Raw genomic sequence first — 15,632 nt, forward strand, 5'->3', positions numbered from 1 at the left:
CGCTCCTTCCTGGTGTGACGGACGCACGGGTGCCGGGCCGGCGGGTGTCATCGTGGCGCGCGGCGCCGCTCGTACGCCTCGGCGAGGATGAGGTAGCCGCTCGCGGTCCAGGTGTAGGCGCGGTCGCGGAGCGGGGCGCCCGTCCCGGCGTCGAAGTTCTCGGCGAAGCCGGACTTCTCACACAGGGCACGGAACCGGGCGCTGACCTCGTCGGCGAGCTCGGCGAAGCCGCCCCGGCGCAGGCCGTCCTCGACGAGTACGGTGGACGGCGCCCAGATGGGGCCGCGCCAGTAGCCGTCCGACCGGTACTCCCCCGAGGAGATGGGCTCCGAGGCCAGGCCGTACGGCGTGAGGTGCTCCTTTATCCGCCGGACGAGCGCGGCACGCCGTTCGGTGCTCAGCGCCGGCCCCAGCACGATCGCCATGACGTCGAGCAGGCTCGCGCTCGTCCACGTACGCCCGGAGCCGGCCTCGCGTGTCTGGAAGCGGTCGCCCGTCCACAGTGTCTCCAGCAGGCCGGTGCACATCCGGTCCGCCGCCCGCCGCCACGCGGCGGCGTCGTCGTCACGGCCGAGCTCGCCAGCGAGGCCGGCGAGCTCCCGCATCTGCAGCACGAGGAACGCCGCCAGGTCCGCGGTCTGGATCACGTGGCCGGGGTCGAAGGTCGTCGCGTTGTCCCAGCCGCTGTCGTTGCCGTGGTGGTAGTGCGCGAGCTCCTCGCCGGGCGCGCGCCGGGCGGTGAGCCAGAAGTTCGTCCACGCCTCGAGCTGCCCGTAGACCTGGGTCAGGGCGGCCCGGTCGAGGTCGCGGGGAAGACGTTCCCTCAGACGGCCGAGGGCCCAGCCGTGGATGGGCGGCTTGACGAAGTTGTAGAGGACCTCCGAATGGGTCACCGAGTCGGGCAGGCCGCCGGCCTCGTCCTGGTGGTCGAAGGGCACCTGGAACTGGTCCCACGCCAGCTCGGGAAGGCCCTCCGCCAGCGCCAGCGCGTTGAAGCAGTGGTCCCAGCTCCACACCTTGTCCATCCAGTGCTTCGACATGAGCACGGCCGGACGTCGCACGAACCCGGCCGGCCGTACCGTGGCGGACCACAGCACGTACGCGGCCTGCTCCGCGGCCGGAGTGCCGAGGGTACGCCACGGCGCCACGGCGTCGGCGAAGGCCGAGAACTCCGTCTCCACCGACGCTGCGATCTGGTCGAAGCCGGCGGAGGCCACGTAGGGCGGCCGGCCGCCGTCGAGCTCCTCGACGGCGATCTCCCATGGCTCGCCGTCGTCGCCCGGCAGATGGAGGCCGCGCTCGCCGGAACCGAGCCGCTCCACGCCGACGGCGTCGGCCGGCCCTCCGGTCAGCACGGTGACCCGGTAACGCCGGCCGCTCTCGTAGCTGGTGAACACGTGAGAGCCGTCGACGGGGTCGCGGTAGAGATAGGTGCCGCTGAAGGGCGTCAGCAGCGGTTCGGCCGCGGTGACGCGCATCCCGAGCCCGCGCCCGCGCAGCCGGATGGTGTCGTCTCGCTCGTACGCCAGGTCGACGCGGCCCTCATCGCTCGTCCAGGTGAGCCGGCTCGGCGTCGCCCGTACCGTCGTGGTGACGCGGGCGCCGCCCACCGTGGGCACGAACCGCAGGATCGGGTGCATGCCCGTCTGGTGGGAGACCAGGTGCAGGTCGTCGGCGTACTCGTGCGCCGCGACGACGTAGGAGATGCCGAACCAGGACCCGGAGTAGCTGAACGGGATCTCCCGGACGGAGAACACCGGGGCCGCCATCAGTCCTTCACCGCCCCGGCCGTGACCCCGGCGGCGACGTAGCGCTGGGCGAGGACCAGCAGGACCGTGGCGGGGATCGAGGCCACGACGGCGGTCGCCATGATGGCGTTCCACTGCTGGTTGTTGTTGCCGATGTAGCGGTAGATGCCCAGGGTGATGGGCCGGCGGCTGCCCCCGCCGACGAGGGTGTTGGCGAAGACGAAGTCCGACCACGCCCAGAGGAAGGAGAAGAGCGAGACCGTGACGATCGCGTTGCGGCTGACCGGCAGCACGATCGACCAGAAGACGCGGAACCTCCCGGCGCCGTCGATCGTGGCCGCCTGGACGAGCTCCTCGGGGATGCCGGACATGAACGCCGTGAAGATCAGTACACCGAACGGGACCGCGATGGTGGAGTCGGCGATGACCAGGCCAACGGGCGAGTTGAGCACGCCGAGCGAGAGATATATGGCGTAGAAGCCCATCGCCATGATGATCCCCGGGATCATCTGCGCGATGAGGAGCACGAAGCTCAGCACGCCCCGGCCGCGCGGTGCCAGCTTGGCCATCGAGTACCCCGCCGGAGCCGACAGCGCGACGGTGAGCACGACCGTGGCGAGGCCGACGAGCAGGCTCGTGCCGAGGTAGGGCAGTTGCTGGTGGAACACGGCACGGTAGCCCTCGACGGTGCCGTGGAGCGGGAACCAGTCGGGCGGGGTCTTGCGCATGTCCGTGTCCCGCGTGAAGGACACATTGATCATCCAGTAGACGGGGAAGAGCATCAGCGCCGTCAGGACGAGGCCGAGTCCCGTCCTCCACCAGGTGGCCTTGCCGGTCATGTGCCCTCCTTCGTCGGGGAAGTGACCAGGGGGCTGTGCCTGTCGATTCCCTCGCTTCGCTCGGTCATGTCAACCGCTGCTTTCGCTGGATGCGGATGTAGATCAGGCCGAAGGCGACGGCGATCACGATCAGCAGGTTGCCGACGGCCGCGCCGGGGCCGAACGCCGGCAGGAGGTTGCCGAAACCGAGGCGGTAGGACCAGGTGGCGAACGTCGTGGACGAGTCCGCCGGCCCTCCCTTGGTCATGATCCAGATGATGTCGAAGACCTTCAGCGTGTAGATCAGGCCCAGCAGCAGGGTGATCGCGGACACCGGACGGAGGAGGGGGAAGGTCACTCGCCAGAACCGCTGCCAGCCGTTCGCCCCGTCCAGCGCGGCGGCCTCGTACAAGGACGCGGGGATCGCCTGCAGACCGCTGTAGAGCACGACGAGGTTGAACGGGATGCCGATCCAGATGTTCACGATGACCACGGAGATCAGCGACCACTGCGGGGAGGTGAGCCAGTTGACCGGAGCGACGCCGAGCGACCGCGCCACCGAGTTCACCACCCCGGAGTCGCTGTTGAGCATCCAGGACCACGTCGACGCCGACACGATCAACGGCAGCAGCCACGGCACGAGGAACAGCGCCCGCAACGTCGCCGACAGCCGGAAGTGCCGCGTGAAGAACACGGCCAGCGCCATCCCGATCGTGAACTGGAACGCCAGCGACACCAGCGTGAACACCAGGGTGTGCACCAGTGCGGACCCGAAGACCGGGTCGTGGAGAACCGTGCGGTAGTTCTTCAGCCCGGCGAAGGGCGCGCCGCCCTGCACGAACGAGCGCACCGTGTAGTCCCGCAGGCTCAGGTCGAGATTGCGGTACAGCGGATAGGCGTAGAAGAGCAGCAGGTAGACGGTGACGGGGGCGAGGAACGCCCAGGCCGCCCACTGCCCGGAACGCGCGCGCCGTGACCGGACCCGGCCCTCGGCGGCGGCCGGGTTCTCACCTCTCGTGGTCCGCCGTCGCGCCGGCGCCCGCGTCACGTCGTTCATCCCGTCGTCCCTCGTCACGGCCCCGCGGTCACCGGGTCGCGGCCGCCGCGGTGGACTGCGCGGCCGACAGCGCCGCCTGCGGCGGCTTCGAACCGCTCAGCGCCGCCTGCACCGCCGTCCACATCGGCTCGGAGATCTTGGGGTACTTGGTGCCCAGGCCGTCACCCGTCCGTGCCTTCGCCGCGTGCACGGCGTCCACCCAGACCTTCAGACCGGGCGACGCCGCCTGCTTGGCCTGGACCGTGCTCGTCGGCGCGATGTAGGACAGCGTCGTGTCGGTCGCGTACAGGTTGTCCGCGTTGGTCAGACAGGTGACCAGCTTCTCGGAGGTGGCGTAGCGGCCGGTCTGCTTCTGCGCCGGCACCGTGACGAACTCACCGCCCGTCGGCGCGGGCGCGGTGCCGCCGCCGGCGGCGGGGATGGGGATGATGCCGTAGCCGAAGCCGGCCTTCCCGGCGTTCGCCAGCTGCCAGGTGCCGTTCTCGGCGAACGCGTACTTGCCGGTCGCGAACTCCTGCCAGCTCGTCGTCTGGGTGTTGTTGATCACCGAGTTCGGCGCGTACCCCTTCTTCAGCCAGTCCTCCCACAGCGACAGCGCCGAGACGCCCGCCGGTGAGTCGAGCTTGGTGAGCTGCGCCCCCGCGCCCCAGAACCACGGGAGGAACTGGAAGCTCCCCTCCTCGGTGCCGATCGCCGAGAACGTGATGCCCTTCTTGCCGGCTCCCTTCACCTTGGCCAGCGCGGCCGTCAGGGAGGTCCAGTCCTTGACCGAGGCGACGTCGACACCGGCACTGCGCAGGATCGCCTTGTTGTAGTAGAGGGCGAGCGTGTTCGCGCCGATCGGGACGCCGTACGTCTTCCCGCCGATCTGGCCGGCGCCGAGCAGGTTGGGCTGCATCGCGGACGCGTCGAGCTTCGTGTCCGCGTTGGGCACGAGCACACCCGCCTGCGCCAGGGTTGAGACGACCGGGTTGTCGACGATGAGGACGTCCGGGGGGTTGCCCTGCTGCGAGGCGAGCAGGACCTTGCTCGTCAGGTCGGTGGTGTCGAAGCCGGACCGTTTGACGGTCACCCCGGCGTCAGTGCCGCACTTGCCGAGCAGCCGGACCCACGCCGAGCCGGTGTCGAACTGCGGATAGGGGTCCCAGATCGTGTAGGTGCCGCTACCGGAGGCACCTCCCCCGTCGCCCGACGAGCAGCCGAGCAGGCCGCCCGACAGCACGACGGTGGCCATTCCGAAACCGGCGATGCGTCGCCGCAACGTTCGTGTCCTCACCGGATCTCTCCTTTTCGCACGATGGCGTTCAGTGCCGGGCGGCCCGCACGGCAGTGCGCGCGGCCGCCCGGGACCACTGCGTGAACGGCTCACCTGGCGTCGGTCGGACCCTGGGTACAGCAGGTGTTCCGCAGTGATTGCCGGCCCGCGTCGAACCGGTTCGTATCGGGGTTCGACCGACCATAGGCTTTCCCTCTCGGCAAGGTCAATGGGCCGCCCGGTCCCGGTTCACCCCATCTTGTCTCCCTGGCAGCCGGACACCGTGCGCGGTCACCCCGCCCCGGCCCCGATGACCAGGACGTCTCCGGCGCCTTGAGCAGTGGGACGGCACGTTGTATCGTTCCATCGAATCGGTTCGTAATCGACGGCGCCCTCGGCGGTGGACGCCACGTCCCGGCGACCGCGGACCGCCGTGCATAGACTGGTCGCGTCGTTCGGGTCTCCCCCCGCCCTTCCGCACTCGACCGGCCGCCCCCTCGCACCCGCCCTCGGAGGCCTGTTTGAGTCGACTCGAAGCTTCGGCCGTCAACATCGGAGAGGTCGCGCGGCGCGCGAAGGTGTCGCGCAGCACCGTCTCCTACGCCCTGTCGGGCAAGCGGCCGGTTTCGGAAGCGACCCGTCAGCGCATCCAGCGGGTCATCGACGAGATGGGCTACCAGCCGAACGCCTCGGCGCGTGCGCTGGCCCGGGGCGAGACCAGGACGCTCGGCCTGGTCTTCCCGCCGGCCGGAAGCCATTACACCGACATGCAGCTCGACTTCATCGGCGGGGTCGCCGAGGCCGCCGCCGCCCGCGACTACGACGTGCTGATGTCGATGGCCGACGCGGGCGAGGAGCAGTCCTTCCAGCGCCTCGTGGGCGAACGACGTGTCGACGGGGCGATCCTCATGGAGATACGGCTGGAGGACGCCCGCGTCGACCGCATGCTGCGGACCAGCTTCCCGTTCGTCACGATCGGGCGCGTCGCCCGGCCCGACGACACCGCCTGGGTCGACCTGGACCACCTGACGCTCGTACGCCGGTGCGTGCAGCACCTGTCGGATCTCGGCCACCGGCACCTGGCCTTCGTCAACCGGTCCGAGGCGCTCCTGCGCGCCGGCTACGAGTCGGCCCGCCGCGGCCAGGACGGGTTCGAGCTGGCGATCCGGCAGCTCGGGCTGCGCGGCGTCGCCTACCCCTGCGACGACGACGCGATGGCGGGTGAGCGCCTCGCCGAGCGCGTGCTGGCCGAGCATCCGGAGACGACCGGCATCGTGACGGTGAACGAGGCGTCCCTGGGCGGGCTGTACCGCGGGCTGACCGGCGCCGGCCGCACGATCCCCCGCGACGTGTCCGTGACCGGCATCGCCGGCGCCCGGTGGGCCGAAGCCGTGACCCCCTCGCTGACCGCCGCCGACGTCCCCGCCCACGAGATGGGGCGGATCGCCATCGACCTGCTGCTCGAACGCATCGGCGACCAGCGGACTCCCCCACGCCACCAACTGCTCATGCCTCCCATCGTCCTGCGCGCCAGCACCGGGTCGGCACCCGTCTCATCCGGCGACCACCACGCCCCGGCCGGGTCGTGAGTCCCGCGCCACCTGCCGCCCACACCGCCGGCACCGGGCGATAGCCGATCGAACCGGTTCGACGCCAAGAAGGGGCTGCGCGCCCGGCGTCGTCGGACGCCGGGCGCGCAGCCGCGGTGGGTCAGCTGGGCAGGGTCCACCTCTGGTTCGTACCGCCGTTGCAGTCCCAGATCTCCAGCTGGGTGCCGTTGGTGGTGCCGGCGTTGGGGACGTCCAGGCAGCGGCCGGACTGGACCCCCTTCAGGGTCCCGTCCGACTGCGGCGTCCACTGCTGGTTGGTTCCGCCGTTGCAGTCCCACAGGTCGACGAGCGTGCCGTTGGCCGTGCCCTGGCCGGTCACGTCCACACACTTTCCGTCCGACCCACCGAGGCGGAGCTGGCCGTTGCCCCACCACCAGGTCTGGGCGGCGCCGCCGTTGCAGTCCCACAGCTGGATCTTGGTGCCGCTCGTGGTCGAAGCTCCGTTGTCGTCGACGCACTTGCCGGACAGAGCGGACCTGACTGGGCCGATGTGCTGCTGCGACGCGGTGCCCGCCGTCAGGGCGAAGTTGTCGAACTGGTCGGTCTGGTAGCCGGTGACGCCGAAGCCGGGCTGGCCGTTGGTGTAGGAGGCGTCGGTGGCACTTCCCACGGTCGTCCCGTCGACGGCGGCGGTCAGCGTGGTGTCCTGCAGCTTCAGCGACAGCCGGTGCCACCGGTTGAGCCCGAGCGCCGTCGTGGTGCCGCTCGCCAGCGTCGTGAAGTGCCACGAGGTGTCGCTCTTGACGATGGACCACGCCCCACTGTCACTGACCCGGAAGTGGTAGGCGTTCAGGCCGTTGTTGTTGGTCGCCTGCAGGTTGGCGCGGCCGAGCAGCTCGACGCTGCCGGACTGCTCCAGCATCGCGTCCGCGGCGACCGTGTAGTTGCTCCACGACCCGTCACCCATGATCGTGTACGGGGCGTTGTAGGACTCGCCGGTCCAGCGGATCGGGGTGGTCGCGGCCATCTGCCGTACGCACGAACCGGACCTGCTGCCACCGCAGGACACGCGCTGGAAGGCGCCGTTCATGTCCGCGAAGTACTTCGGTGACGTGGTGGTGGCCGCCGTCTCGAAATCGTCGGAGTACGGAAGGGACATCGAGGCGGAGGACGGCGGGGTCGCGGTGCCCTTGCCCTGCCCGGTCGTCGTCGTCACGGTGTAGACGTAACCGGGCTGGAGCGTCAGGGAGTACTTCCCGCCCGACGGGGTGACGTCCGTGGCGTGCACGAGCTGGTCGGCGGAGTTGGAGGAGTTCACCCGGGTGCTCCACACGTGGACCTGGCCCGTGGACAGCCCGCCGGCGACGGTGAAGTTCGCGGTCTGGGCGGCCGTGGCGTCCATCGTCTCGATGACGGTCGAGTAGTCGGAGTTGTTGGTCGACTTCAGCGTCACGTAGCTGCCGTTCGCCCGGTTGCCGCCCAGGTAGCCGCTGCCCGAATCGATGTAGTGCCATCCCGGCCCGGTGAACTGGGTGGTCTGCGCGGTGACCCACGTCGTACGGCCGATGGAGTAGTTGCCCGACCACGGCTGCGCCGCGATCGACATGCCGTCGGTGGCGTAGTGCAGGTTCGGGTACAGCGCCGCGATGACCGGCCAGTTGATGTAGGAGGTCATCCGCCCGTCGATGTAGTCGCGGTTGATCGCGCGCGCGACCGCCGGGGCCCCGCCGTCGGCGTCCTCCGACCCGTTCTCACTGGCCCACAGGGGCTTGCCGAGGTTCTGGGCGTTGGAGGTGCTCGGGCAGGAGGTGAAGGCGGTCATGTACCCGCAGGGGTAGTGCGTCCCGACGATGTCGACCGCGTTCCGGAACGCCGAGTCGGAGGTCATCGCGTCGGCGACGTCCCACCCGCTGTCCGCCGCGACGACCTTGATCGAGCTGTAGCCGCCGGCGTTGAGCGCGGACCTGAGCTTCTCGTACCAGCCCGCGTTCCAGTTGCGTTCGTTCCAGCCGCCGAGGTAGTCGATGGTCAGCCCGTGCTGCTTGGCACAGCCCAGCCACGACATCAGGTAGTCGACCATGTCCTGGGACCAGAAGTTGCCGCCGCCGATCCATCCGGGCGCGCCCCAGGCGAGGCCGTACAGCTTGATGTTCGGGTTGCGGGCCTTGGCCTGCTCGGCCAGCCACCACTCGTACCCCTGGCCGCAGTCGACCGCGCCCCGGGTGTGCTCGTGGCTGGCCTCGGCTCCGTCGGTGGAGTTGGTGTCCCCGCCGACCTCGATCTTCAGCGTCTGCAGGGCGGCGCCGTACGACGGCTTGAACAGGTAGTCCAGCAGCCGGCTGCGCTGCGGCTCGGGGTAGTCGGGCAGCAGCCGGGAGTTGCCGCCGCCGCCGCTGATGGCGCCGACACCGTCGAAGACCCGGCCGGAGCCGGACCCGTCGACGGTGATCGACGTGGAGACCGCGGCGTGCGCGGGTGGGGTCAGGGTCACCCCGGCCAGGAAACCCATGACCAGGATGAGGACGGCGAGCAGAGGGATGCGATGTCGTGATGCTTGGGTCATGCCGACTCCTTGCGGGGCGTACGGGGGGCTCGTCAGCGCGTTGTCGGTCAGCGGGGAGAGAAGTCCTGGTTGGTGCCGGGGGCGTTCTTGCACGGCCACTGGTCGAGCTGCTGGCCCAGGGTGCCGCTCGCGTTGTAGACGTCCAGGCACAGGCCGCTGCCCGCGTTCTGGAACTCCCAGGACCCGTCGGACTGCTGCAATGGCTTCCACATGCTGCCCGAGGATCCGCTCCGTGTCTGCTGCACGATGTCCGGTGTCCCGGACGCCGTCGCGTTGTTCGCCACCGCGACGACCTGGCCCGAGTGCTGCGCCTGCAGCTCGCCGTAGCCGTTCGAGCCGGGCACGAACGTGAACTGCTGGTTGGACTGGCCGTTGCAGGTCCACTGGTCGATCGCCGCGCCCGACGCCGAGGAGTCCCCGTACACGTCCAGGCACAACCCGTTGGTGCCGGCCAGCTGGTGGTTGCCACTGGGGAAGCCGCCGCTGCTTCCGCCGGAGCCGTAGCCGGCGGCCGTGATGTTGGCCTGGACCGCGTTCTCGGTGGCGTCGGACGGGTAGCCCGCGACCATGGCGCCCTCGTAGAACGTGCCGGCGCTGAGGTTCGCGCCACCGCCGGGCTTGCAGCAGTCGCCGCCGCTACCGAGGACGATCGCGCCCTGTTTGCGCATGGGGCTGTAGCCGCTGGGCAGCGAACCGTCCCACAAGGTGGTCAGGCCGCCGGACTGCGCGCTGCTGCCCTTGAGGGCGAAGCGGGATGTGCCGTTGTTCTTCAGCGTCGCCGTGACATAGGGGTTGGTGAAGGCGCGCTGGGCGGAGTTCCAGGACTGGCTGCCGCCCGGATACAGGCCCCATTCCAGGTCGGCCTGGACCCAGGGCCCGTTTCCGGAGCAGCCGCCGAACCAGCACGAGGTGCTGAAGTTGATCGCGTCCATCGCGCCGGCGTTGTCGGCCTTCCGGGTCGTCTCGCTGTTGCCGTAGTCGAAGCAGCAGCCGCCGTTGACGTGCGTGCCGCTGGTCACCATGTACTCGCCCTCGGGCGCGCTGCCGGTCGGGACACCCGTCAGGTGGCCGTCCCGCCAGTAGCTGTTGCCGGGGTTGATGTAGAGCGAGTACGCCTTGTGGCCGCCGACCGTCAGTGACTCCGAGGTCGCCTTCGCCGGGCTGCTCTGGCTGGACCCGGGCACCTGGCTCGAGCCCTGGTACCACAGGTCGTTCCCGTGCCCGGACTGGTCGTACACAACGGTGACGACGCAGGTGGTGCCGGTGCAGAACGAGTCCTGCACGGCGGCGTTGGCGACGCCGCCGGTGCTGAGCAGGCCGACGTCCCGCGTCGTGTTGTCGGAGGCGCGCCGGACCTGGTAGAGGTTGCCGCCGTACGCGCCGTACAGCGCGCGGGTGGTGCTGTGCGCGGCGACACAGGGCGTGCCGCCCGAGGCGTAGATGTCGCACGGGCCGGTGCCGGCCGCCGACGCCGGCGTCACCCATATGACCACGGTCACCAGCACCGCGAGCACGGTCGCCGCGACGGCCGCCGGTGAGCACCGCCGGCCCGTGAGGCGAACATTCGAGAGTCGCATGTCTGCTCCTTAGCCCAGGGTCCACTGCTGGTTGGACTGGCCGTTGCAGGTCCACAGCTCCACCAGGGAGCCGTTGGCGGTGGCGCCGCTGGTCACGTCCAGGCACAGCCCGGACTGCACCCCGGTCACCGTGCCGTTGGAGTTCAGCCGCCACTGCTGGTTCGCCGCGCCGTTACACGTCCACGTCTCCACCTTCGTCCCCGCGGACGTCTGGTTGTCATACGCGTCCAGGCACAGCGTCGCCCCGCCGCTGCTGACCGACAACTGACCCGAAGAGCTCAAGGTCCAGGACTGGTTCGAACCACCCGAACAGTCATAGATCTGCACCTGAACACCCGGAGTCGCGCTCGCGTTCGGCACGTCCAGGCACCGGCCCGCCCCCACGGCACGCAGCGCACCACTACCGGTACCGCCACCACCGCCGGAGGAGCCGCCGAGGGCGGTGACGGTGGCGTTGTAGGCGGGCTTGGGCTGGTAGCCGGCGTCGTACATGGTCGCGGCGCCGTACCCAGGGAAGGTGCCGCCGATCCAGGAGTGCCCGTCGTCGACGCCCCACTGGGAGACGCCCACGCAGCGGGAGACCGCGAGGCACGCCTTGACGACGTTGCCGTAGTCGGTGGCCTGCTGCTGGAGGGCCGAGCTGGAGGCCGGCAGCTGGATGCGGTCGTCCAGCTCCGTGACCGCCACGTCCAGCCCGAGGGCCACGAACCGCTGCATGTTCGCCTGCAGGGAGGAGGGCACCTGGCCGACGATGAAGTGGCTTTCGAGCCCGATGCCGTTCAGCGGCACGCCCTGGGACAGCAGCGACTGCGCCAGGGAGTACATGCCGTTGCTCTTGGCGTTCTGGCCCTCGATGTTGTAGTCGTTCAGGTACAGCTTCGCGTCCGGGTCCGCGGCGTGCGCCGTACGCAGCGCGTCCGCGATGTAGTTCGTGCCCATCGCGTTGTAGAACACGTCATGGCGCAGGGTGCCGTCCTCGTTGAACGGCTCGTTGACCACGTCCCAGGCGTACAGCTTGCCGCGGTAGTGCGTGGCCTCGGTGGTGATGTGGGACTCCATCGCGCCCTGCACCTGGCTCAGTGGCAGGCTGGTCACCCAGCCGGGGAGCTGGGCGTGCCAGACCAGGTTGTGCCCGCGTACCCGCATGCTGCGGGACTGGGCGAAGGAGACGATCTGGTCGCCGGGCCCGAAGTTGTAGCTCCCGTTCGAGGGTTCGGTGGTGTCCCACTTCATCTCGTTGCCCGGGGTCACCATGTCGAACTGGGTCCCGGCGATGCTCGTCTCTGACCCGTTGCTCAGGTCGCTCCGGGTCAGGGCGGTGCCGAAGTAACGGCCCTTCGCCTCGGCCAGCCCGCGCAGCGTCGTCGCCGCCCCGGCCGGCGTCGTCGTGCAGAGCGCCACGACCATCGCGAGCACCGCGGCGGTGACCAGACCGAAGCGCCTGCCCGGTCTGATCTGACTCTTCCTCGTCGTCATGTCTCACCCTCCTCTGCCGGTCAGGCTCCGGTGATGGTCCATTCGTTGTTGGTGTTGGAGTTCGGCGCCCAGAGGACGGTCGTCGCGCCGGCAGTGGTGCTGCCCGCGCCGTCCAGGGACGTGCCGGTCCCCCGGTTGATGATCTGGTAGCGGCCGCTGCCGACGCTGTTCAGCCGCCACTGCTGGTTGTTGCCGCCGTTCCAGGCGGCCTGCAGGCAGCTCGCGCCGTTGGCGGTGTTGCCCCAGCTGTCGGCGACCATGCCGTTGGTCCGGTTGACGATGCGGTAGTAGCCGCTGCCCAGGTCGACCAGCTGCCACTGCAGGTTGGTGCTGCCGTCGTAGTTCCACTGCTTGAGCACGGACCCCGAGGCCACGTTGCCGCCGCCGTCCAGCACCAGGCCGCTCGTGACGTTGGCGATCCGCACCCAGCCGGTGATGGTGCCGCCTCCGCCGCCCAGGGTGGGGATGGCACCGGAGAAGGTCAGCTTGACCACGTACGCGAGGGCGCTGTACGGCGCGGACGAGGGCATCGAGACGTGCAGGCCCGACCCGTCCTGGCTGCGGTTCGGCAGGTCGGTGTACGACCCGGCCGTGGCGCCGAGGAGCCGCACCGAGCTCAGGGTGCCCAGGTTGATCCGGCCGGAGGCGAGGGTGGTGATGTTCAGCGTGCTGCCCGGCCAGCCCAGCACGGTCGCGTACAGCACCGTGCTGTCCTTGCTGCGGGTGAACCGGATGTCCTGGCTCGTACCCTCGCGCGGCGTGGTGAAGGAGCCGCCGCCCATCTGCGTCGGGCCCTCGCCGTAGGCGTCCCAGGCCCGGGTGGCGTAGACGGACTCACCGAACCGCCCCAGGTAGTCCCCGATGCCGCGCAGGATCGTCTGCTGTCCGGAGGGGATCGTGCCGTCGGCCATCGGGGCGATGTTGAGCACCATGGTGCCGTTCTTGCTGACCCGGTCCAGCAGCGCGTGCAGCATCGCCTTGGTCGAGTAGTAGCCGATGCCGGCGGTGTAGCACCAGCTGGAGCTGGAGACACTGTCGTCGGTCTGCCAGTACGGGGACTGCAGGCCGCCCGGTCCGCCGCGCTCGAAGTCATAGACCTCGCCCAAGTTGTCGAAGCCGTCCTTGTAGGTGGCGACGACGTCCTTGTTCCAGGCGACGGCCTTGTTGTAGTAGTACGACAGGAAGTTCAGCCGCTGGGACTCCTGCACCAGGTTGAGGTCGAAGTCCTGGTAGATGACGTCGGGCTGGTAACCGTCGATCACCTCCTTGAGCTTGTCGTACCACAGCTGGTTCTCCGCGCTGCTGCCCAGCTGGCCGTACAGCTTCTTGAGCGTGGTCGTCGACTGGGCCGGGACGTGGTCGTAGTAGCCGTTGAAGTGGTACGCGTGGTGCAGGGAGACGTACAGCTTCATGCCCTTGGCGCGGATCGCGTCCGCGTGCAGGCGCAGCAGGTCCAGCCGGGGACCCTTGTTGACGGAGTTCCACTCGTTCGCCGTGCTGTTCCACATCGAGAAGCCGTCGTGGTGCTCGGCCACCGGCCCCGCGAACTTCGCGCCGGCGTCGGCGAACAGCTGCGCCCACGCGCTCGGGTCCCAGCTGCCGCCGGCCGAGGACGGCTTCGGCGCGAACTGCACGTAGCGGCCGGCCTTGTCGTTGGCTCCGTTGATGAAGTTGTGGTACGGCCACGCCGACGGATCGCCGTAGGTCGCGATGTGGTGGCTGTTCTCGGCCGAGCCCGAGATGTACATGTTCCGCGGATACCACTCGTTGCCGAAGGCGGGGACGCTGAAGACGCCCCAGTGGTAGTAGATGCCGAACTTGGCGTCCTGGTACCACTCGGGGGCCGGTGGGTGCTGGTCGACCGACGCCCAGCTCGCGGTGTAGCTGCTCGGGCCGGCGGTGGCCTTGGCGTCGCGGACCCACAGCAGGCTCGCGGCGGCGGTCAGCCCGGCCGAGGCGAGCAGCGTACGACGGCTCAGCTGGAACGGTGACGATGAGGTGGACATGGCGGGGAACCTCTCAGGGCGGGGTCGACGCCGGCGGGCGGGTCGTTCGCACCCGCCCGCCGGCACTTGACGTGCGTTACGGAAGGGTCAGCCGAGGGTCCACTGCTGGTTCGACTGGCCGTTGCAGGTCCACAGCTCCACCAGGGAGCCGTTGGCGGTGCCCGCGCTGGTCACGTCCAGGCACAACCCCGACTGCACGCCCGTGACCGTGCCGTTGGAGTTCAGCCGCCACTGCTGGTTGGACGCCCCGTTACACGTCCACGTCTCCACCTTCGTCCCTGAAGACGTCTGGTTGTTGTACGCGTCCAGGCACAGCGTCGCCCCGCCGCTGCTGACCGACAACTGACCCGAAGAGCTCATGGTCCAGGTCTGGTTCGAACCACCCGAACAGTCATAGATCTGCACCTGAACACCCGGAGTCGCGCTCGCGTTCGGCACGTCCAGGCACCGGCCCGCCCCCACCGCGCGCAGCGCACCGGTACGGGAGCCGGAGCCGCCGCCCGATCCGTACGCGGCCGCCGTGATGCTGCTCTGCACCGCGTTCTCGGTCGAGTCGGAGGGGTAGCCCTTCGTGATGGCGCCCTCGAAGAACTCGCCGACACCGCTGACGCTGTTGTCACCGCCGGTGCCCAGCAGGAGCGAGCTGTCGACCTTCATCGGCGAGTAACCGTTCGGCAGGGCGCCCGAGTACGGCGTCGTCAGCCCGCCGCTGGCGGCGTTTCCATATTTCAGCGTGAAGTTACTCGTGCCGTTGTTCTTCTCCCACGCGCTGACGAACGGGAAGTGCACTCCCGAGTTGTTCGCGTCCTTGTTGGAGCCGGACCCGGTGTGGTACATCCCGTTCTCCAGGTCGGCCTCCACCCACGGCCCGGAACCCGTGCACCCGCCGAACCAGCACGCGGTGCCCCACTCGATCGCGTTCATCGTCGCGTTGCCGGTGTCGGTGTGGGAGTTCTCGCCGCTGCCGTAGTCGAAGCAGCACCACTGGTTGACGTAGTTCGACGAGGTCACCATGTAGATGCCCTCGGGCTGGGAGCCGGTCGGCACACCCGCCGCGTGGTCGATGCGGTAGCCGACGCCCGGCGTGACCTTGATCCCGTACGCCGGGTGCCCGCCCACCGTCACCGGCAGCGCCATCGCGTCCGCGCCGACGTCCGCGCCGTTCGGCCCGGGGCCCTTCCAGTAGCCGCCCCAGGAGATCGGCAGGTCGTTGTGGTTGCTGGTCTGGTCATAGATCTTCGTGACCGTGCAGGAGGTGTTCGCGCAGAACGAGACCTGCGGGGCCGCGTCGACATAGCCGCCCGCCGACAGGAGGCCGACGTCGCGGGACTGCCCGTCGGAGGAACGCTTGATCTGGTAGAGCGACCCGTTGTAGGACGTGAACAACGCACGGGTCATGCTGTGCGCCGCCGCACACGGCGTGCCACCCGCCGCGTAGACGTCACACGGCAGTGACGACGCCGCCGAGGCGGCGGGTGTGGACGCCGGGGTGCCGAGGGTGAACATCGCCAGAGCCAGGGCCATCAGCATTAAGGCGATCGGCCGGGTTCGCCATCGAGTGGCAGAGACCACGGACATGGAA

General features: G+C 69.5%; 10 protein-coding genes. 1 reads left to right on the top strand and 9 read right to left on the bottom strand.

Annotated features, from left to right (window positions below):
- Positions 1-47: 47 nt before the first annotated feature.
- From FB559_RS38320 to FB559_RS38335, 4 genes are all read right to left on the bottom strand, one after another.
- Entirely contained in the window at positions 48-1,769 is a 1,722-nt protein-coding gene (locus FB559_RS38320; protein ID WP_141962510.1) for an amylo-alpha-1,6-glucosidase, read from the bottom strand.
- Complete coding sequence (locus FB559_RS38325) at positions 1,769-2,587, bottom strand: carbohydrate ABC transporter permease (RefSeq protein WP_141962511.1); 819 nt, start codon at positions 2,585-2,587, stop codon at positions 1,769-1,771. Before FB559_RS38325 ends, FB559_RS38320 begins: the two co-directional genes overlap by 1 nt.
- Positions 2,588-2,651: 64 nt before the next feature.
- Complete coding sequence (locus FB559_RS38330; protein WP_141962512.1) at positions 2,652-3,623, bottom strand: carbohydrate ABC transporter permease; 972 nt, start codon at positions 3,621-3,623, stop codon at positions 2,652-2,654.
- A 28-nt stretch (positions 3,624-3,651) separates the two neighbouring features.
- Entirely contained in the window at positions 3,652-4,899 is a 1,248-nt protein-coding gene (locus FB559_RS38335) for a sugar ABC transporter substrate-binding protein (RefSeq protein WP_221640643.1), read from the bottom strand.
- Positions 4,900-5,399: 500 nt separating this feature from the next.
- On the opposite strand from FB559_RS38335, the gene FB559_RS38340 reads away from it, so the two are divergent.
- Complete coding sequence (locus tag FB559_RS38340) at positions 5,400-6,467, top strand: LacI family DNA-binding transcriptional regulator (RefSeq protein ID WP_141962513.1); 1,068 nt, start codon at positions 5,400-5,402, stop codon at positions 6,465-6,467.
- 121 nt (positions 6,468-6,588) lie between these two features.
- Here the strand turns inward: FB559_RS38340 and FB559_RS45955 are convergent, their stop codons facing one another.
- The 5 genes from FB559_RS45955 to FB559_RS38365 form a co-directional block, all read right to left on the bottom strand.
- Positions 6,589-8,991, bottom strand: coding sequence for a ricin-type beta-trefoil lectin domain protein (locus tag FB559_RS45955; RefSeq protein ID WP_141962514.1), 2,403 nt, complete (start codon positions 8,989-8,991; stop codon positions 6,589-6,591).
- 47 nt (positions 8,992-9,038) lie between these two features.
- A complete protein-coding gene (locus tag FB559_RS38350) occupies positions 9,039-10,568 on the bottom strand; it encodes an arabinofuranosidase catalytic domain-containing protein (RefSeq protein WP_141962515.1) in 1,530 nt (509 codons plus the stop codon).
- Positions 10,569-10,577: 9 nt separating this feature from the next.
- Entirely contained in the window at positions 10,578-12,044 is a 1,467-nt protein-coding gene (locus tag FB559_RS38355; protein WP_141962516.1) for a glycoside hydrolase family 10 protein, read from the bottom strand.
- Between the two features lie 20 nt (positions 12,045-12,064).
- On the bottom strand, positions 12,065-14,050 hold the full coding sequence (locus FB559_RS45960) for an alpha-L-fucosidase (RefSeq protein WP_141962517.1): 1,986 nt from the start codon (positions 14,048-14,050) through the stop codon (positions 12,065-12,067).
- An 87-nt stretch (positions 14,051-14,137) separates the two neighbouring features.
- Positions 14,138-15,574 (bottom strand): arabinofuranosidase catalytic domain-containing protein, encoded by a 1,437-nt coding sequence (locus tag FB559_RS38365; RefSeq protein WP_221640644.1) that lies wholly within the window; start codon positions 15,572-15,574, stop codon positions 14,138-14,140.
- Between the last annotated feature and the right edge of the window lie 58 nt (positions 15,575-15,632).

This window comes from Actinoallomurus bryophytorum, assembly GCF_006716425.1.
Taxonomy (GTDB): Bacteria; Actinomycetota; Actinomycetes; order Streptosporangiales; family Streptosporangiaceae; genus Actinoallomurus; species Actinoallomurus bryophytorum.